The sequence below is a fragment of the Pseudomonas helleri genome, from assembly GCF_009600315.1.
GTDB classification, from domain to species: Bacteria; Pseudomonadota; Gammaproteobacteria; order Pseudomonadales; family Pseudomonadaceae; genus Aquipseudomonas; species Aquipseudomonas helleri_A.
Genome location: NZ_WIWC01000006.1, coordinates 88964 through 112616 on the forward strand (window position 1 = coordinate 88964; position 23653 = coordinate 112616).

Consider the following 23653-nt stretch of genomic DNA (forward strand, 5'->3'; position numbering starts at 1 on the left):
TGCCCGTGATGCATGGGCAAGTGACTAAACCCCCAACTCCTGTGCAATCAACTGAAGCAGCTTTTGGGTATCAATCGGCTTGAGCAGAAAATCCACCACGTTCAAATGCATGGCCTCTATGGCATCTTTGACCCCGGCATCGCCCGACATGATGATGATTGGCAGGCTGGCGCGCATAGAGGCGCGGACCTTGCGAATCAGGTGCAGGCCGTCATGGGGCACCATGCGCAAGTCGGTCAGTATCAGACCGACCGAGTCGTCGGACGCAAGCAAGGCCAAGGCTTCCCGCTCATTACTGGCCGTCAGGCATTTATACCCTTCTTCCGTTAAAAACTCGGCCAACAGCTCGCGCTGTAATTGATCGTCTTCAACGATCAACAGGCTTTGCCGGGCGGTGACCGGCGTGTGCATCACCTCGTTCAAGGCCTTGCGTTCAGCGTCGGTCAAAATGTCATGTTCAGTCATGCGGTTCTCTAGGGACCCTGTCCGCTAATGTCTCAGCAGCGCAGTCATTCATCTCGCGACCACGCCTCCTCTGCTCTCTATGCGCTTATACCGAAGCCAGTGCCTTCAATAATCCGGTATGAAACCACACAAACCGATCTAAACATTCACCATTCTAGCCTCCCTAGACTTACGTCCAATGGGCACCCGCCCACAGACAAACGAGCATGAGGGGGTAGTAACACCCTGGGCTGGCTCATCCCGCCCTGTCATAACAACAAGGGTTAACCACCTACAACGCGGTAACGGTCATGAGTAAATCGGATGCGTTTCTCCAGGCAGGGAAGACGGCAGTGTTGCAAAACATTCACGGCACCATGCAGTTTTTGCAGCGTTTCCCGCCCTTTAACCATATGGAAAATACGCACTTGGCGTTCCTCGTGGAACAGTGCCAACTGCGCTTCTATGGCCCCGGCGAAAGCATCATCCGACCGGCGGACGGGCCGGTAGAGCATTTTTACATCGTCAAACAAGGTCGTGTGGTAGGCGAGCGCACCCATCTGGGCCGAGGCGACACCGAAACCACGTTTGAAATCACGGCGGGCGAATGCTTTCCGCTCGCTGCACTGCTGGGTGAACGTGCCACCCGCACCGAACACCGGGCCGCTGAAGACACGTTTTGCCTGCAACTGGGCAAAGCGGCGTTTATCAAACTGTTCGCCTTGTCCGACGAGTTCCGCGACTTTGCTTTGCGCGGTGTCAGCAGTTTGCTCGACAAGGTCAATCAGCAGGTTCAACAAAAAGCCGTGCAAACCTTGGGCACCCAGTACTCGCTCAATACTCGCCTCGGCGAACTGGCCATGCGCCATCCCGTGACCTGCTTGCCCGAGACCTCGCTGCGTGAAGCCGTGCGCCTGATGCACGAACAACAAGTGGGCAGCATTGTAGTCGTCGATGCGCAGAAAGCACCGCTGGGTATTTTCACCTTGCGGGACCTGCGCCATGTGGTCGCCAGAGGTGTTGAAGATTTCGCCCAGGCCATCGATTTATTCATGACCCCGGGGCCGTTTTACCTGACCCCCGACCACACCGCGTTTGATGCCGCCATCGCCATGACCGAGCGGCATATCGCCCACGTGTGTCTGGTGAAAAATCAGCGCCTGTGCGGTGTGGTGTCCGAGCGTGATCTGTTCTCCTTGCAACGGGTCGATCTGGTGCATCTGGCTCGTACCATTCGTCACGCACCCAAGCTGGAAAACCTGATCAACCTGCGCGGCGAAATTGGCCAGTTGGTGGAACGGATGCTGGCCCACGGTGCCTCTTCGACGCAGATCACCCACATCATTACTCAACTCAATGACCACACGGTATGTCGGGTCATCGAGCTGGTGCTGGCTGATCGCGGCGACCCCGGCGTGCCATTCACCTGGCTGTGTTTCGGCAGCGAAGGGCGACGCGAACAAACCCTGCACACCGATCAGGACAACGGCATTTTGTTCGAGGCCAAGGACGCGGCTGAAGCCGCTGACATACGCCAGCGTTTGTTGCCCATCGCACAACAGATCAACCAGCACCTGGCGGCCTGCGGTTTTACCCTGTGCAAGGGCAATATCATGGCCGGCAACCCTGACCTGTGCCTGTCCCGTGCCGAATGGGCGCGGCGCTTTGCCGCCTTTATCCGCGAAGCCACCCCCGAGAACCTGCTGGCCTCCAGCATCTATTTCGATCTGCGCGTGGTCTGGGGCGATGAGCAGGGCTGCCAACAGTTACGCCGTGGCATCCTCGAGCAAGTGGCCGACAATCGCCTGTTCCAGCGCATGATGGCCGACAACGCCTTGCGCCATCGCCCACCCGTGGGGCGCTTCCGTGAATTTGTGCTGGAGCGCAAAGGCAGCGACAAGGCCACTCTTGATCTCAAAGTGCAAGGCCTCACCCCCTTTGTCGACGGCGCTCGGCTGCTGGCACTGGCCCACGGCATCGAAGCCAATAACACGCTGGAACGCTTGCGCCAGCTGGTCGTGCTTGAAGTCATCGAACCGCTGGACGGCGCCGCCTATGAAGAGGCGTATCACTTTATTCAGCAAACCCGCATGCAACAGCACCAGTTGCAAACCCGGGAGAACCGTCCGTATTCCAACCGTGTGGACCCCGATCACTTGAACCAGCTCGACCGGCGCATCCTGCGTGAAGCCCTGCGTCAGGCACAGCGCCTGCAAAGCAGCCTGGCGTTGCGGTATCAGCTATGAATCTGTGGTCGTGGTTATGGCCGGGCAAAAAACCGCTGTTGAGCCTTGAGCAGCAACAACGCTTGCTGCAACTGCCGCCATCACCGGGGCTGAGCGAGCATTCATTGCGTCAGCAACGCTGGGTCGTGGTCGATCTGGAGACCAGCGGCCTGAACCTCAAGCGCGATCAAGTACTGTCCATTGGTGCAATGGTGATTGAAGACGGCGCGATCGATTTGGGTCAGGCCTTCGAACGCACGTTGCTGCGCACCCACATGCCGCTCAATCCCAGCGTGTTGCTACACGGTCTGGGGCCGAGTGCGATTGCCGCCGGTTGCGAACCCGTCGACGCGCTGCTCGACTTTATGGAGTTTGTCGGTGACAGCCCGCTGCTGGCCTTCCATTCCCCATTTGACCAGCACATGCTCGGCCGCGCCCTCAAAGAAAGCCTGGATTATCGTTTGCAGCATCCCTTTATGGATGTCGCGGCGCTGGCGCCCATGCTATGTCCGCAGACCCACCTGCGCGAAGCCGGATTAGATGCGTGGGTTAAGCACTTCAACCTTCAGGTTGAAGAACGTCACAACGCCAGCGCTGACGCGTTGGCAACCGCTGAACTGGCCCTGATCCTGTTCAGCCGCGCCCGCGCCCAACATATTGACAGCCCCCAAGCCCTGCAACAGCGGCTAAACCAGTGGCAACGGCGCAAACAACAACATAGTTTTTAATAAGCGCATCCTCCTCCGTAGCAGCTGCCGAAGGCTGCGTCCGAGCGCGAAGCGATCGTAAAACCTGAGTATGGGTAATTTCGGTATACCGCGAGGACAGGTTTTACGACTGCTTCGCAGCCGGTCGCAGCCTTCGGCAGCTGCTACGTAATCCAAAATCCATCAGCCCCCTTTACCATCCGATGAGCGTCAATTGCGCATGGCCAATGGCTCTGACACAATCGCGAATAATTATCGTTAGTTAAAACTAGTATTCGGTGATGCCCTTGTCGTCAGTCCAAAATCCCCACAGCGAACTGGTTGGAGCGCTTTACCGCGACCATCGCGGTTGGCTGCTGGCGTGGCTGCGACGCAATGTGGCCTGCCCACAACGCGCCGAAGACTTGAGCCAGGACACCTTTGTACGCTTGCTTGGGCGCACCGACCTCAAGGCGCCTCGTGAGCCGCGGGCTTTTTTGACCGCCATCGCCAAAGGCCTGCTGTTTGACTACTTTCGCCGCGCAGCCCTCGAACAGGCTTACCTCAACGAGCTGATGCAGGTGCCTGAAGCCGAACAGCCCTCGCCCGAAGAACAGCAACTGATCCTCGAAGACCTCAAGGCCATCGACGCGATGCTGGGCAAACTGTCGAGCAAGTCTCGCGCCGCCTTCCTTTATAGCCGCATCGATGGCCTGAGCCATGCTGAAATTGCCGAGCGTCTTGGCGTGTCGGTGCCCCGTGTGCGTCAGTACTTGGCACAAGGTATCCGCCAGTGCTACATCGCGCTGTATGGGCAACCGGCATGAGTGCCGTCAGCTCAAAACCGGTAAGCGCTCAGGTTCTGGACGCCGCCATCGCCTGGCAATTGTGTCTGGACTGCGGCAACGGCAGTGCGGTTGAGCAGGCTGAATTCGCGGTCTGGTATGCCGCCAGCGAGGAACACGCCCGTGCCTGGTTGCAACTGGGCATGCTGGACCAACGCTTCAGCAACACCAGCATCCCGGCACGCAACGCCTTGTTGGCGCCTCGCGACGGGGTACAGCAGCGCATCCGCAAAATCGGCGGTGGGCTGGCCAGTGTCGCACTGGTGTGCGGGCTGGCCGTTTTCGCGAGTAAAAACTACCTGCCGCTGGGTTACTGGATGGCCGACCAACGCACCGCAACCGGCGAGCAACGGCAGTTACGTCTGGCTGATGGCACCGTACTGGACCTCAACACCCACAGCGCCGTTGACGTGCAATTTGATGCCAACACCCGGCGAATCATCCTGCAAGAAGGCGAGATCATGGTCGAGACCGGTCATGGAGATCCACGCCCTTTTATCGTGCAAACCCGCGATGGCAGCCTGCGCGCATTGGGCACGCGGTTTCTGGTCAAACGCGAAAGCGACGGTACACGTCTCAGCGTGCTGCAAGCGCGGGTAGCGGCGCAGCCTGAAAACAGTGGCCATGAAACGGTCTACAACGAAGGCCAGCAAGTTCTGATGCAGCGCGACAGCTTGGGCCAGATGCTCGCGTTGAGCCCCGGCGCCGATGCCTGGACGCGGGGCATGCTGGTGCTCGACAACGTGCGCTTGGCCGACATGGTGCGCGAACTCAATCGCTATCGCCGTGGCCATCTGGGCGTCGACCCCCAAGTGGCTGATTTGCGTATCAGTGGCAGCTTCGCACTGAACAACGTCGAACTGGCCCTCAACGCCCTGCCACCGACCTTGCCGGTCAAAATAGAGCAGCTGACGCCGTGGTGGGTCACTGTCATCCCCAACCCGCCGAAACCCTGAATAGAAATAATTTTCATCCCGCCCTATCACTTTTCGAATGTCGTACGGCAGATAGGCATTGAGAAACATTTCCATTCAGGAATACGCCGAATGTCCCGCACCCTCGACACGTTTTTGCGCCCCGGCCTGTTGGCCGCCGCCATTGCCCTGAGCGCCCCGTTGGCCAGCCCTTCGCTAATGGCCGCCGAACAGGCGACGACGGCTCGCACCTACAACCTGCCGGCTGGCTCGCTGTCCACCACGCTGAACCAGATTGCCAGCCAATCCGGCATCACGCTGGCGATTGACCCGGCACTGGTCGCAGGCAAATCCTCGGCGCCCGTCAGCGGCACATTCGAGGGCACCACGGCGTTGCGCGAAGCATTGCGCGGCACGGGGTTGCAGTTGCAACAGAGCGGTGGCGGTGCCTATGCGCTGGTGCCGGTGGTTGAGGGCGCATTGACCCTGGGCGACGTCAACGTCAATGCGAGCGCTGTGGCCGAGGGTTCGGAAGCCGCGGGCTACGTCAGCGAAAACATCAGCAATGTCGGCGCATTGGGCAGCATGAAGCTGCAAGACACGCCGTACTCCATGAGCGTCACCTCTCAGGCCTTGCTCAAAAACATGCAGGCAACCTCGCTGGATGACGTGTTCAAACGCAATCCGTTCACTCAGATGTTCTCCCCTACAGGGGCGGGCTATGCGAGTGCCGTCAATATTCGCGGGTTCAGCGGTGCGGGCAATCTGAACATTGCCAACGACGGCTTGCGCTTCTCCACCCTCGCGGATGCCGGTAACTTCCTGGAAGAAACCGAACAGCTTGAAGTGATCACCGGCTTGACCGGCTTCTTGTACGGCCCCGCCACGCCGGGTGGTTTGGCCAACTACGTGCTTAAACGCCCAACCTACGACACCTATCGCAGCGTGACCGTGGGCAATGCCGGCGGTGACAACTATTACCTGCACGGCGACTTCGGCGGCAAGATCGATGATGAAGGCAAATTCGCCTATCGCCTGAACCTCCTGACGCAGGACGGCCAAACGGCAATCGACATGCAGAAACGCCGCCGCGAGCTGATCAGTCTGGCGGTTGACTGGAACGTCAGCGACGACCTGCAAATCCAATTCGATGCGTCACACAAGAAGACCGAAATACACGGTCTGACCAGCTATTGGTTTTTCGGTGATCAAGGGCTGCGCCCCCGCGCTTCGCAACTCGACAACAACAAACTGTACAGCCAGAAATGGGCGTTCTCGGACAACGAAACCGACAAAGGCGGGGTTCGCGCCACATGGCGTTTGAACGACACCTTCACCCTGCGCGGTGCGTTCGCCACACAGAAATTCACCGAAGAGAACACCTACACCGGCCCGACTGTTTACAGCCCTGGGGTATACACCCAGCCGCTGTACGCGTTTGCACCGATTGAGCACCAGGAGAACTCGGCATACCTGTTCCTGGATGCGGCTTTCGCGACAGGCGCCATTGGCCACAAAATGACCTTGGGTTATCAGGGCAACGACTCACGCGTCAAACAGTACGAAGACCATATCCCCTCGGACGGCTCGCAGTATGCAGACGTTGGCGGCGGCGCCCTGCCTTTCGGCAACAGCGAGCAAGTCAGCAAACCCGGCTACTCAATTGGCCATGGCAGCAAGCACCTGGCGAGTACGTCGCAATCCAACAACTTCCTGATCGGTGACGTGATCACCTTCAACGATCAATGGTCGAGCATCGTTGGCGTCACGCGCACACAGATCAAGTCCTACGCCAATGACTTCATTTACTCCTCGCCCGCGAAGAAAACCCGCTACGACGAAAGCAAAACTTCGCCCAGCGTGTCGCTTATCTACAAGCCAGTGCCTTGGCTGACGACCTACGCCACCTACATTGAAGGGCTGCAAGCTGGCGGCACCGCACCTTACAACGCAATGAACGCCGGAGAACTCTTCGCGCCACAAGTCAGCAAGCAATACGAAGTGGGAGCCAAAGCCACCGTCGGTGACGCGTTGCTCACGCTGGCCCTGTTCAACATCGAAAAGCCTAACGGCTACCTTGATGGCGACATGGTGTACACCGAAAGCGGCACACAGGTTAACAACGGCCTGGAGTTCAGCGTGACCGGCAAAGTCACCCCGCAGCTGACGGTGATTGGCGGCTTCACCTTGCTAGATCCTAAAGTGAAAGATGCCGACAACAAGGCCAACGATGGCAACGCCCCCGTCGATGTCGCCAAACAATTGGCCAAGCTGTACGCCGAATACGACATCAACGCCGTGCCGGGTCTGGCCCTGACCGGTGGCGCGTTTTACACCGGCAAGCAATACACCGATGTTGCCAACGACTACCAACTGCCGTCGTTCACTACCTTTGATGCCGGTGCGCGTTACCGCATGAAGGTGTCGCAAAACGATCTGACCTTGCGCATGAACGTCAGCAACCTGGCCAACAAGGATTACTGGCTTAATAGCCACTACCTTGGCGACCCGCGTACTGTTCAGTTCTCGGCGCAGCTGGAGTTTTAAACACCCACGCTGTCACCGGCAGGACGTGTCACAGCAAGTCTGCCGGTCAACTTTGGATTTCCATGAAAAGCAAAACGATCCGTCGCTGGTCCTTTATCCACACCTGGACCAGCCTGATTTGCACTGCATTTTTGCTGATGCTGGCATTGACCGGCCTGCCGTTGATTTTTTCCCATGAAATCGACCACTTGCTGGGCGACAGTCCCGAATTGCGGGAGATGCCGGCCAACACGCCGCACCTGAACCTGCAACAACTGGTCGACGCGGCCAAAGCCCATCGCCCCCATGAGGTGATGCAGTACTTCGGCAGTGATGACGACAAGCCCAACGCGGTGTTTGCCATCATGGCCGCCACGGCTGGCACCGAACCGAATTCGTCGCACACTTTTATGCTCGATGCCCGCACCGGCGAAGCGCTGGAAGTGCCTTCGGCCAACGGCGGCCTGATGATGTTCATTCTGCGCCTGCACGTAGACATGTTCGCCGGTTTGCCCGGCAAGCTGTTGCTGGCCTTTATGGGTATTTTGTTTGTACTGGCGATCGTCTCCGGCACGGTGCTGTACCTGCCGTTTATGCGTCGGCATGAATTCGCCACGGTGCGCACCGACAAATCCAGGCGCCTGCGCTGGCTCGACCTGCACAACCTGTTGGGCGTCGTCACCCTGACCTGGGCGCTGGTAGTGGGCGTGACCGGGGTAATCAGTGCCTGCGCCGACTTGATCATTGATGCCTGGCGCAACGACAGCCTCAACGCGATGATCGAACCCTATCGCGATGCACCGCCGCTGACCCACCTGGCCCCTGCCACCCGCCTGCTGGACATCGCCGACCGTGCGGCGCCCGATATGCGCCCGGACTTTATCGCCTTCCCCGGCACACGGTTTTCCAGCGAGCACCATTACGCGGTCTTTATGAAAGGCAACACGCACCTGACCGCTCACTTGTTGACGCCGGTTTTGATCGACGCCAGCACCCTTGAAGTCACGGCCGTGGGTGATCGTCCGTGGTACATGGATGCGATGGGCATGTCCCAGCCGCTGCACTTTGGTGACTACGGTGGCATGGCGATGAAAATCCTCTGGGCGGCACTCGACTTGCTGACCATCGTGGTGCTCGGCAGTGGATTGTATTTATGGTGGGTTCGCCGCCGCGCCGCCAAGGAGAACGCTCGATGAGACCGCGTCAGTCGAGCTTCTGGAAAGTGTTTTCCATCCCGCTGGCGATCGGTCTGGTGAGTCTGATGGGCTTGTTCAGCGCGCTGTTGGGCGATGGCGCGTGGGATGTGCTGAGCTGGATTGGCTTGGGCATACCGGTGTGGATCAGTGCGCGGGGGTTACTTAAGCGCTGATTGCCCCCCCTTTACCCTCACCCCAACCCTCTCCCAAAGGGAGAGGGGGCTGATCTGCAGCGAGCACAACATTAACGTCACCCTCAATTAAGCCCCCTCTCCCTCCGGGAGAGGGTTGGGGTGAGGGCTGGCCCTGTCAACACTCAGGCTTGTCCGCCGTATAGCGACGCGCCGGGTTGACCGCCGCGCCAAACTCGCGCAAAGCCTTTGCACCAATCAACAGCGGGTAATTAAAACTGCTGCGATCCGTGAGATTCACCTCCACCGTGCGCTTCACATTGCCCAGGCACATCTCCAGATCGACCACCGGACGCTTGGCGCTCACGGCTTCGTCCTTGTCCTCGTCTTCGTCCGCACGGCTTTTGATTTTGCTGATACGCGACACTTTGTGTTCATACACCTTGCTGCTCGCTCCCTCAGTCGCTAACTGAAAGCTCACCCACTCATCGCCATCACGGGTGAAGGTTTTGATGTTTTTGGCCGACAACGAGGCGGTCAACGCACCGGTGTCCATCTTGGCCTTCAGGGTTTCGCCAATTTCAGGCAGCTTGATGTATTCGTAACGGCCATACAGGGTCGGCTCGGCAGCCATCACCGGCAACGCCAACAGGGACAACACGGCGAGAACAGACTTCATAAGGCAGTTTCCTTTAAAGAGTGCAGGTTAGACCCCAAGAATAAATTAGGTTCGCAGTCAGCGGCAGTGGTCACAAAAAGTAAGATAACCGAGTGCCCGTGAAACATTTGTCGGCGCGTCCGATTTGGCGTTCGACGCGTGCCTGCTTATGATGGCCAGTCCTTCATCGTTCAAGAGTTCCTTATGCGCCGCCTGCTCACCGGCTGTTTGGTCACCCTGTTATTGCTGTGCAACACCCTGATCCTGTTCGGGCCATTGATGCTGTTTGCCTTGCTCAAGCTCATCTCGCCGGGGCGTCTGCGCGATTACAACTCGTGGGCGGTGATGTGGATTGCTGAAACCTGGTCCGAGATCGACAAAGGCATTTTTGCCTTGTGTCTGCCCACTCAATGGGACATCCGTGGGGCCGAGGGTTTGAGACGCGACACCTCGTATCTGGTGATCAGCAACCATCAATCGTGGGTGGATATTCCGGCATTGATGCAAGGGCTGAACCGACGCACGCCGTTCTTCAAATTTTTTCTGAAAAAAGAATTGATCTGGGTGCCCTTTCTGGGCCTGGCGTGGTGGGCGCTTGATTATCCGTTCATGAAGCGCTATTCCAAGGCGTTTCTGGCCAAGCACCCGGAGCTCAAGGGACAAGACCTGAAAATTACCCGGGCCGCCTGCGAGTTGTTCAAGCGCCAGCCTGTCACCATCGTCAACTACCTGGAGGGCACCCGCTTTACCCCGGCCAAACGTGCGCAGCAACATTCGCCCTACACCTACCTGCTTAAACCCAAGGCGGGCGGCGTGGCCTTTGTATTGGCGGCGATGGGCGAACAACTGGATGCCGTGCTCGACGTGACCGTGGTTTATCCACAGGCCAGAATTCCGGGATTTTGGGATTTGATCAGTGGGCAGGTGCCCAAAGTGATCGTCGATATTCAGACCCGAGAGCTGGACCCAGCGCTCTGGCAGGGTGATTACGAAAACGATCCGCAGTTTCGCCAGCAGATCCAGAACTGGGTAAACCAGCTCTGGATCAAGAAAGACCAGCGCATCAGCACCTTGCGTGCCGAGCGCGGTTAATCTTTAAACGCCCCAGGCGCTGCTCAACTTGCTCAGCAGCGAGGTGCTGACGTTCTGGCCTTTGAAGTAGTCCAGCAACACCGGCGCGAACTTGGCAATCATGCCGTCTTGCATGCCCAACGCGGTAAACGCAGTGTTCAGCTGATCAGTATTGGCCACATTGCTCACCGCATTGGTGGCGGTCTCGGACACACCGCTGGACTTGCCCAGCAGGCCGCCCAACTGGCTCAGTTGGCCCAGAGCACCGTTGCCGGCCAGCTTGTTCACACCCGGCACTTGCTTGGCCAATTCGGAATAGTCACTGGTCGACAGCTGGTTTTTGGCCAGGCTCAACATCGCACCGACACCACCGGCTGCCTGCTCAGGCTTGACGCCCAGCTCGTTGACCTTGCTCAGCAACTGCACGGCTTGAGCAGACTTGTCAGTGGTGGCGCCATTGCCGTTAGCGCCTTGGACTTGAGCCGCGATACCCGCCACGTCACTCATGCTGAAACCGGCAAACACCGGGCTTGCAGCCACGGTCATCAAGGTTGCCAGTGCTACGCCGCTCAATTTTTTCATCATAAAAGCCTCTAGAACCAAAAAGCCGCCCACAGACCAGAGAGCGACAAAACTGTGAGTTTGACCCAAAAGCCCGGCAGATGTTCCCAAGTGCCACTATTGGATCAAACGGCGCGCAATCTTAAATGAAAAAAGCGGGAGCTGCGGCAAACCCGCCTATCAGACCTGCCAGCTATACGCATGGCAGACTCCAGTGAATGCTAAGCGTCCCTTGTCCTGTATTTCGGAACGCCTAATGTCCTCTCTCGGCAAAAACACTGTCCGCCATTTTGTCTACGATCCTCTGGATCGGTTCATCGGCGTAAACGCTACGTTGCTTTTCTACAACCAAACTCGCCTCGCGACCGAGATTGAAGGCGAGCGTAAACGCCAACTGTTCGAATACGACGCTCAGCCGCTGGCGCTTCAGCAAGACGGAGCCACTTGCGCATTACTGGCCACGGACATACAAACGTCTGTACTACACAGCGTCAGTGCTGACGGCACTCAACAGGCCGCCTCCTATACACCCTTTGGTCATCATAGCGATGCAAAGACGCTGCACAGCGTGTCCGGCTTTAACGGCGAACGACCTGACCCGGTGACCGGGCATTATTTATTGGGGCAGGGTTATCGAGCCTTTAACCCGGTATTGATGCGATTTAACAGTCCGGACAGTTTGAGTCCGTTTAGTGAGGGCGGTATTAACCCCTATTCCTATTGTAATAATGATCCTGCCAACAAAGTTGATCCGACAGGTCACATACCCAACATATGGAAGGGCTTAAAAAATATATTCGGGAGAATACCTAAAAGGATGCGGACAACTGCAAGTGCTGTGGCAACAATGCCGCCCCAAACCAGCGCGCGCCTTCAAGAACCTACGCCCCGTTACACAGACCTCGATAGCAGATCAGACTACAACATCGCAGAACATGAAAGATTTATCTCAACACCAGAAGGGGGAAACTTACCCAGTAAGCCTCCCGCGTATACACGAGGCTCATTTATCCCTGAAGCGTCATTTGCAGTTAAAATTCAACCCCCACCCAGTTATAAAACAGCAACCCAGCTCGTTAGCTATGAAGACGCTTTAAAGGTTCAAGCACCTATTCGCGTAGGGAGAATATGGCATGGTTATCCACAATTTGCTCCGAGGGTAATGCCTTCAACAATGGACTTTCGGAGCAGAGGCGAATTCATGCAACATACCATGAGAGATTTTCATATTCAAAACGGATTGGTGCGACAACGTTAAACATGTCTAATTAATATCAAAATCATTCAACACCCGCGCTCTTGCACCTTAATAAATCAGGTGCAAGATTTAACTATGGCTGTTTGCCTACCCATGATCCTTTTGCATACTTTTCATATAGCCTTATCAATCTGAGCAAGGACTACACGCTAAACAATTTATGCGGATCAATCACAAACTTCTTCGGCACCCCGGCATCAAACTCGCCATAACCGCGCGGCGCCTCGTCCAAACTGATCACCTCGACGCCGACAATATCGGCAATCTTGATCCGGTCCCACATGATCGCCTGCATCAGTTGGCGGTTATATTTCATCACCGGGGTCTGGCCCGTATGGAAGCTGTGGGACTTGGCCCAGCCCAGCCCAAAGCGAATGCTCAAGCTGCCCATTTTTGCGGCAGCGTCCACCGCTCCCGGATCTTCAGTCACGTACAGCCCCGGAATACCGATTTTGCCCGCCACCCGCACCACGCCCATCAATGAGTTGAGCACCGTAGCTGGCGCTTCATGTTTGACCCCGTCATGGCCATGACCGCGGGCTTCGAAGCCCACCGCATCAACCGCACAATCCACTTCCGGCTCGCCCAGCAACTCGGCGATTTGTTCATGCAACGGGGTGTCTTTCGACAGATCAGCAATTTCAAACCCTTGCGCCTTGGCGTGGGCCAGACGGATCGGGTTCACATCGCCGACAATCACTACCGCCGCGCCGAGCAAACGCGCTGAAGCCGCAGCTGCCAGCCCCACCGGGCCAGCACCGGCGATATACACCGTGCTGCCCGGTCCCACGCCCGCCGTGACGGCGCCGTGGTAGCCGGTGGGCAGAATGTCGGAAAGGCAGGTCAAGTCGCGTATTTTTTCCATCGCGGCGTCGCGGTCAGGCAGTTTGAGCAGGTTGAAATCGGCATACGGCACCAATACATATTCAGCCTGACCGCCGACCCAATCGCCCATGTCCACGTAACCATAAGCGCCGCCGGGACGGGCCGGGTTGACGGTCAGGCACACCCCGGTGTTTTGCTCCTTGCAGCTGCGGCAGCGTCCGCACGCCACGTTGAACGGCACCGACACCAGATCGCCGACCTTCAAATGTTCCACGTCACGCCCGGCTTCAATCACCTCGCCGGTGATTTCATGGCCCAGCACCAACCCGGTTTGCGCCGTGGTACGGCCACGCACCATGTGCTGATCGGAGCCACAGATATTGGTCGACACCACCCGCAGAATCACGCCGTGGTGAATGGGTTTGCCTTGAGGGTTTTGCATCTTCGGGAAAGGAATGCTCTGCACTTCAACCTGGCCATTGCCCAGGTACACCACACCGCGATTGTCAGCCATCGTATTTGCCCTTGTTGTTATTGGAGGGCAGTTGCTGGCGGCACGCCATAAGCCGCAAGCAGTCTGCTTTGACTTGCTGCGTTGAGCTTAGAACGTGCCGCGGCTTCACAGCACCACCGTACGACCTCCATTTAGGAAAACGCGCCGTTCAATGTGATAGCCCACCCCACGCGCCAGCGTCTGGGCTTCGATGTCGCGGCCCTTGGCGATCAAATCTTCGGGGTAGTGGCTGTGATCGACCACCTCAACGCCTTGCGCAATGATCGGGCCTTCATCGAGGTCGTTGTTGATGTAATGCGCGGTCGCGCCGACCAGCTTCACGCCCTTCTCATACGCTTGGTGATACGGCTTGGCCCCTTTGAAACCGGGCAACAGCGAGTGATGGATGTTGATCGCTTTGCCATCCAGCTTGCGGCACAGCTCGGGTGACAGGACTTGCATGTAGCGCGCGAGAATGACCAGTTCAGCGCCGGTGTCCTCGATCACTTGCCACACCTTGGCCTCTTGCGCGGGCTTGTTGGCCGGGTCGAGGGCAAAGTGGTGATAGGGAATGCCATGCCATTGGGCGAGAGGCTGTAGATCCGGGTGATTGGAGACCACGGCCACCACGTCCATGGACAATTGGCCGATGCGCTGGCGGTAGAGCAAGTCGTTAAGGCAGTGGTCGGCCTTGGACACCATGATCACCACTTTCGGGCGATGGTGCGGGGGCGTCAGTTCGAAGGTCATGCCGAAGGCCTGGCTGCGTTCCTGCAAGCCAGCGCGAAATTCATCTTCGTTAAAACCGTCAGGCTGGCGGAACTCGACCCGAATAAAAAAGCGCCCTGAGCGCTGGTCGTCAAAGGAGTGGTGCTCGGTGACGTAGCAACGATGCTCGAACAAGTAACGCGTCACCGCATCTACCGTGCCCAGCATGCTCGGGCAATCGGCGGTGAGAATCCAGGTGTCGGGGGCACGGCTCATGAGGGAGTCCCTTGTTGTTTTGATATGAAAAGCAAATGCCCCTCACCCTAGCCCTCTCCCAGAGGGAGAGGGTTGGGGTGAGGGCAAGCGGTCACTCAGGCCTCGACACTCAGCCCAAATTCAGCCGCTGCATCCTGCAACCATAACCACCAATACTCCGAAAAGCTGCGCCGAATCAGCAGCTCCCAGGTGTCTTCTGCCGTATGGCGAATCACCAGTTGCGACTTGGCGAACACCGTACCCACCGCCTTGCCCACCGGGAAGTTATCCGGGTGTACGTCATAGCTGGTGGACTTCATCAGCACCTCACGCACCTTCGGCCCGCTCAATTCCAGCAATTGCTGACCGCCACTGACGTTCACCACCGAAATATGCAGCCCGGCCAGCGCCGCTCGCAGCGCTTGCTCCACGGCAAACTCCTGCCCCCCCGGAACGATCAGCAGCCATTCGTCTGGCCCCATCCATTGCAGCGACGATTCACCTTTGGCCACCAGACTCAAGGCCACCGGCAATTCCAATCCCAGCGCCTTGTGCACGCCTTCGGCAAAAGCCGGATCTTTGACGTCGCCACGCAGGGTCAAATGGCCCAGCAGTTTTTTCTCGCGCACCGTCACACCCGGGTTTTGCCGCCCCTTGCCAATCAGGCGAGCAAGGTCGGTGTGATGCAGCGACGACTCGGCTTTAGCCGCCAAGTCCGGGCGCTGTTGGTAAACATTGGCTGTGGTCATGAGAGCACCCCTTTAAATATTCTGCCGTTCGCCTTTCGGGTCGAAAAACACCGAAGACACAATTTCAGCTTCGATCACGCTGCCATCCACCTGCGGTGAGAACACCCGCTCGCCAATGCGCTTGAGCCCGCCCTTGACCACACCCATCGCAAACGAATACCCCAGCGAGTTGTGGGCGTAGCTGGACGTCACATGACCCACCATCGTCATCGGAATCGCCTGCTTGGGATCGAACACCAGTTGCGCACCTTCGGGCAGCCACTTATTCGGGTCCACCGGCTTGAGCCCCACCAGTTGCTTACGCTGCTCACGCACGCAGTCTTCGCGGTTCATGCCGCGCCAGCCGATCCACGAAAACGGCTTGGTGCGGCCCACGCACCAACCCATGTTCAAATCGTCCGGGGTCATGGAACCGTCCGTGTCCTGCCCGACGATGATGAACCCCTTCTCGGCACGCAGCACGTGCATGGTTTCGGTGCCATAGGGCGTAAGGTTATAGGCCTTGCCCGCCTCGACAATTTTCTCCAGCACGCCCATCGCGTAGTCAGCCTGGATATTGACCTCGTATGAAAGTTCGCCGGTAAACGAGATACGGAACACCCGCGCTGGCACACCGCCGACCAGCCCTTCTTTCCAGGTCATGAACGGGAAGGCTTCGCGGTCCAGATCAATGTCGGTCACTTCGCTCAACAGCTTGCGGCTGTTGGGGCCGGACAAGGTCAGCGTCGCGTAATGGTCCGTAACCGACGTGAAATATACCTTCAGCTCGGGCCATTCGGTCTGTTGATAAATTTCCAGCCACTGCAACACGCGGGCCGCGCCGCCGGTGGTGGTGGTCATCACAAAATGGTTGTCAGCCAAGCACGCGGTCACGCCATCATCGAAGACCATGCCGTCTTCTTTGCACATCAGCCCGTAGCGGGCTTTACCCACGTCGAGTTTGGTCCAGGCATTGGTGTAGACACGGTTGAGAAACTCCCGCGCGTCCGGCCCTTGAATGTCGATTTTGCCCAGCGTGGATGCATCCAGAATGCCGACGCTGTCACGCACTGCCTGGCATTCGCGTTTGACCGCCGCGTGCAGGTCTTCGCCATTGCGCGGGAAGTACCACGGGCGTTTCCACTGACCCACGTCTTCAAACTCGGCACCTTGTTTGACGTGCCAGGCTTGCAGCGCGGTGTAACGCACCGGCTCGAAGATGTGCCCGCAATGGCGACCCACAATCGCGCCAAACGTTACCGGCGTGTAGTTGGGGCGGAACATGGTGGTGCCCATCTGCGGGATGGTCACGTTCAGCGAGCGAGCGGCAATGGCCAGCCCGTTGACGTTGCCCAGCTTGCCCTGATCGGTGCCAAAACCCAGCGCGGTGTAGCGTTTAACGTGCTCCACCGACTCAAACCCCTCACGGGTCGCCAACTCGATGGCCGCTGCGGTGACGTCGTTTTGCAGGTCGACAAATTGTTTCGGTGCCCGCGCCGTGCCTTTTTCATGGGGCACATGAAACAGCGCCAGCGTCGCTTCTTCGTAATGATTCAGGGCCTTGGGCAGCACGCCCTCGACCGCTTTGAAACCCGCTTCGCTGGCCGCCCGCACGCCGCCTTCAAAGCCATCGGCCAAGCTGTCGCCTAAGCCATACACACCGTTGATGCCGCCTACACACACGCGTTTTTGCGGCGCTTCGCCGGGGACAAAACCGAGAATGTCTTCACGCCAGGTCGGCTTGCCGCCCAAGTGCGACGCCAAATGCACCACCGGGCTGTAACCGCCCGAGGTGGCCACCAGATCACACTCCAGCCATTCGCCGGGGCTGGTGACGCTGTTCTGTTTCAGATCAATCGCCGCCACCCGCGCACTGGTCACGTGTTTGCTGCCGCGCGCTTCAATCACCGCGCTGCCGGTCAAAATGCGCATGCCCTTGGCCCGCGCTTCTTCAACCAGCGCACCCCGTGGGTTGCCCCGCGCATCGGCAATCGCCACCACGTTGCGGCCCGCATCGAGCCAGTCCAGCGCCACACGGTAGGCGTGATCATTGTTGGTGCTCAACACCAGTTTTTTGCCCGGTGCCACGCCGTAGCGACGGACATAAGTCGACACCGCCCCCGCCAGCATATTGCCCGGCACGTCGTTGTTGCCGTACACCAGCGGACGCTCACACGCCCCCGTCGCCAACACCACACGCTTGGCGCGCACCCGGTGCAGACGCTGACGCACTTGGCCAATCGGCGCACGGTCGCCCAGATGATCAGTCAGGCGCTCGTGAATGGTCAGAAAGTTGTGATCGTGATACCCGTTCACTGTCGCCCGTGGCAGCAACACCACGTCCGGCAGCGCGCTGAGTTCGGCAATCACCTTGGCCACCCAGTCCATCGCCGGTTTACCGTCCAGGCTTTCACGGCTGTCGAGCAGACTGCCGCCAAACTCTTCCTGCTCGTCGGCCACGATCACCCGCGCACCGCTGCGGGCCGCGGCCAAGGCTGCTGCCAGCCCCGCCGGGCCAGCGCCGACAATCAGCACGTCGCAGTGGTGGTTCATGTTGTCGTAGGTATCAGGATCATTCTGCGTCGGCGAACGCCCCAGCCCAGCGGCCTTGCGGATGTACTTCTCGTAGGTCATCCAGAACGACTGCGGGTACATAAAGGTTTTGTAGTAGAAACCCGGCGGCATCAACTTGCCGCCGACCTTGCCGAGAATGCCCATCACGTCATTGTTGACGTTCGGCCAACCGTTGGTGCTGGTGGCCACCAGCCCTTGATACAAGGCTTGCTGCGTGGCGCGCACGTTGGGAATTTGCGTTGCTTCAGTGGCGCCGATTTGCAGCACCGCGTTAGGCTCTTCTGCGCCTGCGGCATACATACCGCGAGGCCGGGAATATTTGAAACTGCGGCCGATCACGTCCACACCATTGGCCAACAATGCGGCGGCCAGGGTGTCGCCTTCATAGCCTTTGTACTGTTGGCCGTTGAAGGTGAAGGTCAGCACTTTGGTGCGATCAACGCGACCGCCGTTGGGCAAGCGATGGGTCTGGCTCATACTTTTTCTCCCAGCTCGCGGGTTGCCGTGGTGGTCAGGGGGGCCGCCTGTTCAGTGAACTGCGGTTTGGTGCCAATCAAATAAGTTTCCAGAATTTCGTAGGTCACGGTGTTGCGCGTGGCGTTGAAAAACTGACGGCAACCGGCAACGTGGTTCCACAACTCGTGGTGCAGGCCGCGGGGGTTGTCACGGAAGAACATGTAATCGCCCCACTCAGCGTCGGTGCAGGCATTCGGGTCAAGCGGGCGCGGGATATGCGCCTGGCCACTGGCGTGGAATTCCTCTTCGGAACGTAGCTCGCCGCAATGGGGACAGAAGATATGCAACATGGGTGATTCTCCTGTTAGTGAGCGACGGCCGCTGCGCCGTGTTCGTCGATCAAGGCGCCGTTGTGGAACCGGTCAATGGAAAACGGTGCCGCCAGCGGGTGCATTTCACCTTTGGCGAGACTGGCGGCAAACACGTTGCCCGAGCCCGGCGTGGCTTTGAAACCGCCGGTGCCCCAGCCGCAGTTGAAGAACAGATTGGGTACCGGGGTTTTCGAGATGATCGGGCAGGCATCCGGTGTGGTGTCGACGATGCCACCCCATTGGCGGTTCATGCGCACGCGGGACAGCACCGGGAACATTTCCACAATGGCTTGAATGGTGTGTTCGATCACCGGGTACGAACCGCGCTGGCCGTAACCGACCCAACCGTCGATACCGGCACCGATGACCAGATCGCCCTTATCGGACTGGCTGATGTAACCGTGTACGGCGTTGGACATGATCACGCTGTCGATAATTGGCTTGATCGGCTCCGACACCAACGCTTGCAGCGGGTGCGATTCAATCGGCAAGCGAAAGCCGGCCTGACGCGCCATATGCCCCGAGTTACCGGCCGTGACCACGCCTACACGCTTGGCGCCGATGAAACCTTTGCTGGTTTCTACACCGATGCACACGCCGTTTTCCCTGCGGAAGCCCAGCACTTCGGTTTGCTGAATCAAGTCCACGCCCAATGCATCGGCGGCGCGGGCAAAGCCCCAGGCCACGGCATCGTGCCGGGCCACGCCGCCACGGCGTTGAACCGTGGCACCGATAATGGGGAAACGGGTATTTTTCGAGCAATCGAGATACGGAATTTCGTCCGCCACCTGCTGGCCATTGAGCAGTTCACCGTCCACCCCGTTGAGGCGGTTGGCGCTGACCCGGCGCTCAGAGTCGCGAATGTCCTGCAAGGTGTGACACAAGTTGTACACACCGCGCTGGGAAAACATCACGTTATAGTTCAAGTCCTGCGACAGACCTTCCCACAGCTTCATCGCGTGTTCGTACAGGTGCGCCGACTCGTCCCACAAATAGTTGGAGCGCACGATGGTGGTGTTGCGCGCCGTATTACCGCCGCCCAGCCAGCCTTTTTCGACCACCGCGACATTGGTGATGCCGTGCTCCTTGGCCAGGTAATACGCCGTGGCCAGCCCGTGACCGCCGCCACCGACAATGACCACGTCATAGACCTTTTTCGGGGTCGGCGTGCGCCACATCTTCTGCCAGTTTTCATGGTGGCTGAGGGAGTGTTTGAAGAGGCCGAAGCCTGAGTACCGTTGCATAGGGATTACTCCAAAACCGCGCTCAGCGATAAACCGGGAAGTCTTTGCACAGCGACGTCACCTGACGTGCCACATCGGCCTCGATGTCGGCATCGCCAAGGTGATCGAGAATGTCGCAAATCCAGCCTGCCAGCTCCGTGCACTGCGCCACTTTGAAACCGCGCGTTGTCACCGCCGGAGTGCCAATGCGCAGGCCCGAGGTCACGAACGGCGATTGCGGGTCGTTCGGCACCGCGTTTTTATTGACCGTGATATGGGCGCGGCCCAGTGCGGCGTCGGCGTCTTTGCCGGTCAGGCCCTGACGGATCAGGCTGACCAGAAACAGATGATTATCGGTGCCGCCCGACACCACGTCATAGCCGCGCTTGATAAACACATCGGCCATCACCTGCGCATTGTCGATGACCTGTTTTTGATAGGTTTTAAAGCCCGGCTCCAGCGCCTCTTTAAAGCACACCGCCTTGGCTGCGATCACATGCATCAACGGGCCGCCCTGACCGCCGGGGAACACCGCCGAGTTGAATTTCTTCTCCAGCGCTTCATTGGCCTTGGCCAGAATCAGCCCGCCGCGAGGCCCGCGCAGGGTTTTGTGAGTGGTGGTGGTGACGACATCTGCGTAGGGCAGCGGGTTCGGGTACAGACCTGCCGCGACTAGACCGGCGACGTGGGCCATGTCGACAAACAGATAGGCACCGACTTTGTCCGCAATCTGGCGAAAGCGTGGGAAATCGAGGGTTTTGGAGTAGGCCGAGAACCCGGCAATGATCATCTTCGGTTGATGCTCGACGGCCAGCCGCTCCACCTCGTCGTAATCGATCAAACCGGTGGCGGTGTCGATGCCGTACTGCACCGCGTTGTACAGCTTGCCGGAGAAACTGACACTGGCACCGTGGGTCAAATGCCCGCCGTGGGCCAGGCTCATGCCCAGCACCGTGTCACCCGCATTCAGCAGCGCCAGATACACCGCCGCGTTAGCCTGACTGCCGGAGTGCGGCTGCACGTTGGCGTAATCGGCGCCGAACAACTGCTTGGCGCGGTCGATGGCCAGTTGCTCGACTTTATCCACATGCTCACAACCGCCGTAATAGCGTTTGCCGGGATAGCCTTCCGCGTACTTATTGGTCAGGCCGCTGCCTTGCGCCTCCATCACCCGCTGACTGGTGTAGTTTTCGGAAGCGATCAACTCGATATGGTCTTCCTGACGCTGATCTTCGGCATTCATGGCGGCCAACAAAGCGTCGTCGTAACCCTGAATCTGATCCTGCTTGCTGAACATTGCGATTCTCCCAGCGCCAGCGCGCCCTTGGTCTGTGGGGCTATTGCCCGTTGAGACCGATGGTAGGGCGGGTGCGAGAGAATCAAATGCCCACGGACGCCACGCAATGGTGCGTTTACGACATGGCCAACCTGCGCGCTCTGATCACAGCCTCAAGCGCTGCGCGGCGGGTTCGGCTCATTGCGATACACCTCGGCATAGACCTCTGTTATCGGTTTACGCGGGTGGCGTTTGATCAGAGCTTTGACCTTGGCGCTCAGTCGCAACAGTTCGCTGCTGGGCTTGGCCCATTGTTCCGGCGGCAACGGCTCGGACCACGCTTGCATGGCGAGCGGCAGTGCGCGACGGCCGACCTTGGCGATGCGCTTTATTTCCCATTCCACCAAATGGTTGGGCAACGTCCATAGCGTCATCACGTGATAGACGTACCAAAAAAAGGCGTAAATCCGGCCCACCTCCTTTTCCCGCAGGCGCCGATGCAAACCGGCGCGGGCATTGCGGAAGGTGTGAAGGCCTTCGTGGGGCGGGTCGCCGGGTTCTTGCAGTCCGAGGGGGTCTTGAAGGGTTGAGAGGTCGTTGAGTTCATATTCCATATAGCCGCGAACAGCCTCCCAGTTGGAAATCGCCAGCTGCAAACTGCCGCACTGGAATTCAACCCGGACTAACTCGCCCTCATGCTCAAACCCCATGCCCATGCCGTATTGGCGGGTGACACCGTATTGAGTGGCGCCTTGTGTTTGGACGACCCACGCTGAGAGGGATTCCCAGGGGACGAATAAGGGTTCAGTAGCGCCATCGGGCATAAAGCACACTTCACGACGCTGACGGTTGAAACGGGTGGGGATCACTTTGGTGAAGAGGTTATGGGCTTGGAACCAGACGAATAGGCATATGGCGGATGACAATAACCACATGCCAACTGCGGACCTCCAAGATGCAAAAAACATATCAATAATGACGTAATAAATACTCTCAGCACTGCTGCCCAATATCGCAAAAATAAATCCTGCAAGGAGTGGAAATCCAAAAGCGGTTAAACAAGAACAACTAAAGGGTCCCCCCAGCCATATTTGATAAGAAAAAACATTAGGTTCACCTCCGCCAAAATCTAGAAAGGTCTCGTTATATCCACTGATATAGGGACAGAAGGGATGCTCACTTGTCGGCAATGGCATGGGGGCTAAATAAGTCTGGCGGCCTGAGGGGAAATATTCGACATCTCCCGCGCGCTTACCCCCGGATGTATTTTTAAGTTCTACTGTCATTGCGATACACCTCGGCATATATCTCAGTAATCGGCGTACGCGGGTGGCGTTTGATCAGAGCTTTAACCTTGGCGCTCAGTCGCAACAGTTCACTGCTGGGCTTGGCCCATTGTTCAGGCGGCAACGGCTCGGACCACGCTTGCATGGCAGGCGGCAATGCCCGACGGCCGACTTTGGCGATGCGTTTTATCTCCCACTCCACCAAATGGTTGGGCAACGTCCATAGCGTCATCACGTGATAGACGTACCAAAAAAAGGCGTATATCCGACCCACTTCCTTTTCCCGCAGACGCCGATGCAAACCGGCGCGGGCATTGCGGAACGTGTGAAGGCCTTCGTGGGGTGGGTCGCCGGGTTCTTGCAGTCCGAGGGGGTCTTGAAGGGTTGAGAGGTCGTTGAGTTCATATTCCATATAGCCGCGAACAGCCTCCCAGTTGGAAATCGCCAGCTGCAAACTGCCGCACTGGAATTCAACCCGGACTAACTCGCCCTCATGCTCAAACCCCATGCCCATACCGTATTGGCGGGTGACACCGTATTGAGTGGCACCTTGTGCTTGGACGACCCACGCTGAGAGGGATTCCCAGGGGACAAATAAGGGTTCAGTGGCGCCATCGGGCATAAAGCACACTTCACGACGTTGGCGGTTGAAACGGGTGGGGATAACTTTGGTGAAGAGGTTGTGGGCTTGGAACCAGACTAAAAGGAATATAAATGAGCCTAATAGCCACATACCGAAAGCTGGCGCACAAAATGCTAAGAATATCTCTATCATGAATTGCCAACTTTTTTCAAAGTTACCATCTAGCATAAGCCCAATACATCCACCTAGGAGTGGCCCCCCAAAAGCAACTAAACATGAGCAAGTAAGCGGCCCCCCCAACCACAACTGATAGGAAAACACATTGGGTTCACCTCCACCGAAATCCATAAAAGCATCGTT

Annotated in this window: 21 protein-coding genes; 9 read left to right on the forward strand and 12 right to left on the reverse strand. The window is 58.1% G+C overall.

The features are described from left to right. Nucleotides 1–24: 24 nt before the first annotated feature. Nucleotides 25–465, reverse strand: coding sequence for a response regulator (locus tag GHN86_RS05880; protein ID WP_153377967.1), 441 nt, complete (start codon nt 463–465; stop codon nt 25–27). Between the two features lie 290 nt (nt 466–755). On the opposite strand from GHN86_RS05880, the gene GHN86_RS05885 reads away from it, so the two are divergent. The 7 genes from GHN86_RS05885 (at nt 756) to GHN86_RS23375 (ending at nt 9009) form a co-directional block, all read left to right on the forward strand. Continuing rightward, nucleotides 756–2690 carry a putative nucleotidyltransferase substrate binding domain-containing protein gene (locus GHN86_RS05885; protein ID WP_153377966.1) on the forward strand — a complete coding sequence of 645 codons (1935 nt, stop codon included), beginning with the start codon at nt 756–758 and terminating at the stop codon, nt 2688–2690. After that, on the forward strand, nt 2687–3397 hold the full coding sequence (locus GHN86_RS05890; RefSeq protein ID WP_153386221.1) for a PolC-type DNA polymerase III: 711 nt from the start codon (nt 2687–2689) through the stop codon (nt 3395–3397). The genes GHN86_RS05885 and GHN86_RS05890 overlap by 4 nt, the downstream gene beginning before the upstream one ends. A 260-nt stretch (nt 3398–3657) precedes the next feature. After that, entirely contained in the window at nt 3658–4182 is a 525-nt protein-coding gene (locus GHN86_RS05895) for an RNA polymerase sigma factor (protein WP_194286193.1), read from the forward strand. Further along, complete coding sequence (locus tag GHN86_RS05900) at nt 4179–5156, forward strand: FecR family protein (RefSeq protein ID WP_153377963.1); 978 nt, start codon at nt 4179–4181, stop codon at nt 5154–5156. Before GHN86_RS05895 ends, GHN86_RS05900 begins: the two co-directional genes overlap by 4 nt. 90 nt (nt 5157–5246) lie before the next feature. Next, nucleotides 5247–7661, forward strand: coding sequence for a TonB-dependent receptor (locus GHN86_RS05905; RefSeq protein ID WP_153377962.1), 2415 nt, complete (start codon nt 5247–5249; stop codon nt 7659–7661). Nucleotides 7662–7723: 62 nt separating this feature from the next. After that, entirely contained in the window at nt 7724–8836 is a 1113-nt protein-coding gene (locus GHN86_RS05910) for a PepSY-associated TM helix domain-containing protein (RefSeq protein ID WP_153386223.1), read from the forward strand. Then, the gene (locus tag GHN86_RS23375) at nt 8833–9009 is read left to right on the forward strand and encodes a hypothetical protein (RefSeq protein ID WP_194286192.1); all 177 of its coding nucleotides are present in this window, start codon (nt 8833–8835) and stop codon (nt 9007–9009) included. Before GHN86_RS05910 ends, GHN86_RS23375 begins: the two co-directional genes overlap by 4 nt. Nucleotides 9010–9145: 136 nt before the next feature. On the opposite strand, the gene GHN86_RS05915 is transcribed toward GHN86_RS23375, so the two are convergent. Then, a complete protein-coding gene (locus GHN86_RS05915; RefSeq protein WP_153377960.1) occupies nt 9146–9646 on the reverse strand; it encodes an ATP-dependent zinc protease in 501 nt (166 codons plus the stop codon). Between the two features lie 183 nt (nt 9647–9829). On the opposite strand from GHN86_RS05915, the gene GHN86_RS05920 reads away from it, so the two are divergent. Continuing rightward, nucleotides 9830–10717, forward strand: coding sequence for an acyltransferase (locus GHN86_RS05920; RefSeq protein ID WP_153377959.1), 888 nt, complete (start codon nt 9830–9832; stop codon nt 10715–10717). A gap of 3 nt (nt 10718–10720) precedes the next feature. On the opposite strand, the gene GHN86_RS05925 is transcribed toward GHN86_RS05920, so the two are convergent. After that, nucleotides 10721–11278 (reverse strand): DUF2780 domain-containing protein, encoded by a 558-nt coding sequence (locus GHN86_RS05925; protein ID WP_153378039.1) that lies wholly within the window; start codon nt 11276–11278, stop codon nt 10721–10723. A gap of 235 nt (nt 11279–11513) precedes the next feature. Between GHN86_RS05925 and GHN86_RS05930 the strand changes: the two genes are divergently transcribed. Next, entirely contained in the window at nt 11514–12515 is a 1002-nt protein-coding gene (locus GHN86_RS05930; protein WP_153386225.1) for an RHS repeat-associated core domain-containing protein, read from the forward strand. 142 nt (nt 12516–12657) lie between these two features. Here the strand turns inward: GHN86_RS05930 and fdhA are convergent, their stop codons facing one another. The 9 genes from fdhA to GHN86_RS05975 form a co-directional block, all read right to left on the reverse strand. Next, nucleotides 12658–13854 (reverse strand): formaldehyde dehydrogenase, glutathione-independent, encoded by a 1197-nt coding sequence (gene fdhA, locus GHN86_RS05935; RefSeq protein WP_153377957.1) that lies wholly within the window; start codon nt 13852–13854, stop codon nt 12658–12660. Nucleotides 13855–13959: 105 nt separating this feature from the next. Further along, complete coding sequence (gene purU, locus GHN86_RS05940) at nt 13960–14817, reverse strand: formyltetrahydrofolate deformylase (RefSeq protein WP_153377956.1); 858 nt, start codon at nt 14815–14817, stop codon at nt 13960–13962. Between the two features lie 95 nt (nt 14818–14912). Beyond that, nucleotides 14913–15545: a sarcosine oxidase subunit gamma gene (locus GHN86_RS05945; RefSeq protein WP_153377955.1), complete on the reverse strand. Its 633-nt coding sequence runs from the start codon at nt 15543–15545 to the stop codon at nt 14913–14915. A gap of 12 nt (nt 15546–15557) precedes the next feature. Next, a complete protein-coding gene (locus tag GHN86_RS05950) occupies nt 15558–18575 on the reverse strand; it encodes a sarcosine oxidase subunit alpha (RefSeq protein WP_153377954.1) in 3018 nt (1005 codons plus the stop codon). Next, nucleotides 18572–18904: a sarcosine oxidase subunit delta gene (locus GHN86_RS05955; protein WP_153377953.1), complete on the reverse strand. Its 333-nt coding sequence runs from the start codon at nt 18902–18904 to the stop codon at nt 18572–18574. Before GHN86_RS05955 ends, GHN86_RS05950 begins: the two co-directional genes overlap by 4 nt. 14 nt (nt 18905–18918) lie before the next feature. Further along, a complete protein-coding gene (locus tag GHN86_RS05960) occupies nt 18919–20169 on the reverse strand; it encodes a sarcosine oxidase subunit beta family protein (protein WP_153377952.1) in 1251 nt (416 codons plus the stop codon). Nucleotides 20170–20191: 22 nt separating this feature from the next. Further along, nucleotides 20192–21445 (reverse strand): serine hydroxymethyltransferase, encoded by a 1254-nt coding sequence (glyA, locus tag GHN86_RS05965; RefSeq protein WP_153377951.1) that lies wholly within the window; start codon nt 21443–21445, stop codon nt 20192–20194. Nucleotides 21446–21597: 152 nt separating this feature from the next. Continuing rightward, nucleotides 21598–22359, reverse strand: coding sequence for a hypothetical protein (locus GHN86_RS05970; RefSeq protein WP_228384915.1), 762 nt, complete (start codon nt 22357–22359; stop codon nt 21598–21600). Nucleotides 22360–22693: 334 nt separating this feature from the next. Continuing rightward, the gene (locus GHN86_RS05975; RefSeq protein ID WP_228384916.1) at nt 22694–23332 is read right to left on the reverse strand and encodes a hypothetical protein; all 639 of its coding nucleotides are present in this window, start codon (nt 23330–23332) and stop codon (nt 22694–22696) included. Between the last annotated feature and the right edge of the window lie 321 nt (nt 23333–23653).

Excerpts from the sequence above, each read along its gene's own strand:
- GHN86_RS05960 (WP_153377952.1), bottom strand. The coding sequence starts at position 20,169 with ATGCAACGGTACTCAGGCTTCGGCCTCTTCAAACACTCCCTCAGCCAC.
- GHN86_RS05975 (WP_228384916.1), bottom strand. The coding sequence starts at position 23,332 with ATGCCCGATGGCGCCACTGAACCCTTATTTGTCCCCTGGGAATCCCTC.
- GHN86_RS05925 (WP_153378039.1), bottom strand. The coding sequence starts at position 11,278 with ATGAAAAAATTGAGCGGCGTAGCACTGGCAACCTTGATGACCGTGGCT.
- GHN86_RS05885 (WP_153377966.1), top strand. The coding sequence starts at position 756 with ATGAGTAAATCGGATGCGTTTCTCCAGGCAGGGAAGACGGCAGTGTTG.
- GHN86_RS05955 (WP_153377953.1), bottom strand. The coding sequence starts at position 18,904 with ATGTTGCATATCTTCTGTCCCCATTGCGGCGAGCTACGTTCCGAAGAG.
- glyA (WP_153377951.1), bottom strand. The coding sequence starts at position 21,445 with ATGTTCAGCAAGCAGGATCAGATTCAGGGTTACGACGACGCTTTGTTG.
- GHN86_RS05945 (WP_153377955.1), bottom strand. The coding sequence starts at position 15,545 with ATGACCACAGCCAATGTTTACCAACAGCGCCCGGACTTGGCGGCTAAA.
- GHN86_RS05930 (WP_153386225.1), top strand. The coding sequence starts at position 11,514 with ATGTCCTCTCTCGGCAAAAACACTGTCCGCCATTTTGTCTACGATCCT.
- purU (WP_153377956.1), bottom strand. The coding sequence starts at position 14,817 with ATGAGCCGTGCCCCCGACACCTGGATTCTCACCGCCGATTGCCCGAGC.
- GHN86_RS05890 (WP_153386221.1), top strand. The coding sequence starts at position 2,687 with ATGAATCTGTGGTCGTGGTTATGGCCGGGCAAAAAACCGCTGTTGAGC.
- fdhA (WP_153377957.1), bottom strand. The coding sequence starts at position 13,854 with ATGGCTGACAATCGCGGTGTGGTGTACCTGGGCAATGGCCAGGTTGAA.
- GHN86_RS05920 (WP_153377959.1), top strand. The coding sequence starts at position 9,830 with ATGCGCCGCCTGCTCACCGGCTGTTTGGTCACCCTGTTATTGCTGTGC.
- GHN86_RS05895 (WP_194286193.1), top strand. The coding sequence starts at position 3,658 with ATGCCCTTGTCGTCAGTCCAAAATCCCCACAGCGAACTGGTTGGAGCG.
- GHN86_RS05910 (WP_153386223.1), top strand. The coding sequence starts at position 7,724 with ATGAAAAGCAAAACGATCCGTCGCTGGTCCTTTATCCACACCTGGACC.
- GHN86_RS05915 (WP_153377960.1), bottom strand. The coding sequence starts at position 9,646 with ATGAAGTCTGTTCTCGCCGTGTTGTCCCTGTTGGCGTTGCCGGTGATG.
- GHN86_RS05950 (WP_153377954.1), bottom strand. The coding sequence starts at position 18,575 with ATGAGCCAGACCCATCGCTTGCCCAACGGCGGTCGCGTTGATCGCACC.
- GHN86_RS05880 (WP_153377967.1), bottom strand. The coding sequence starts at position 465 with ATGACTGAACATGACATTTTGACCGACGCTGAACGCAAGGCCTTGAAC.
- GHN86_RS05905 (WP_153377962.1), top strand. The coding sequence starts at position 5,247 with ATGTCCCGCACCCTCGACACGTTTTTGCGCCCCGGCCTGTTGGCCGCC.
- GHN86_RS05900 (WP_153377963.1), top strand. The coding sequence starts at position 4,179 with ATGAGTGCCGTCAGCTCAAAACCGGTAAGCGCTCAGGTTCTGGACGCC.
- GHN86_RS05970 (WP_228384915.1), bottom strand. The coding sequence starts at position 22,359 with ATGTGGTTATTGTCATCCGCCATATGCCTATTCGTCTGGTTCCAAGCC.
- GHN86_RS23375 (WP_194286192.1), top strand. The coding sequence starts at position 8,833 with ATGAGACCGCGTCAGTCGAGCTTCTGGAAAGTGTTTTCCATCCCGCTG.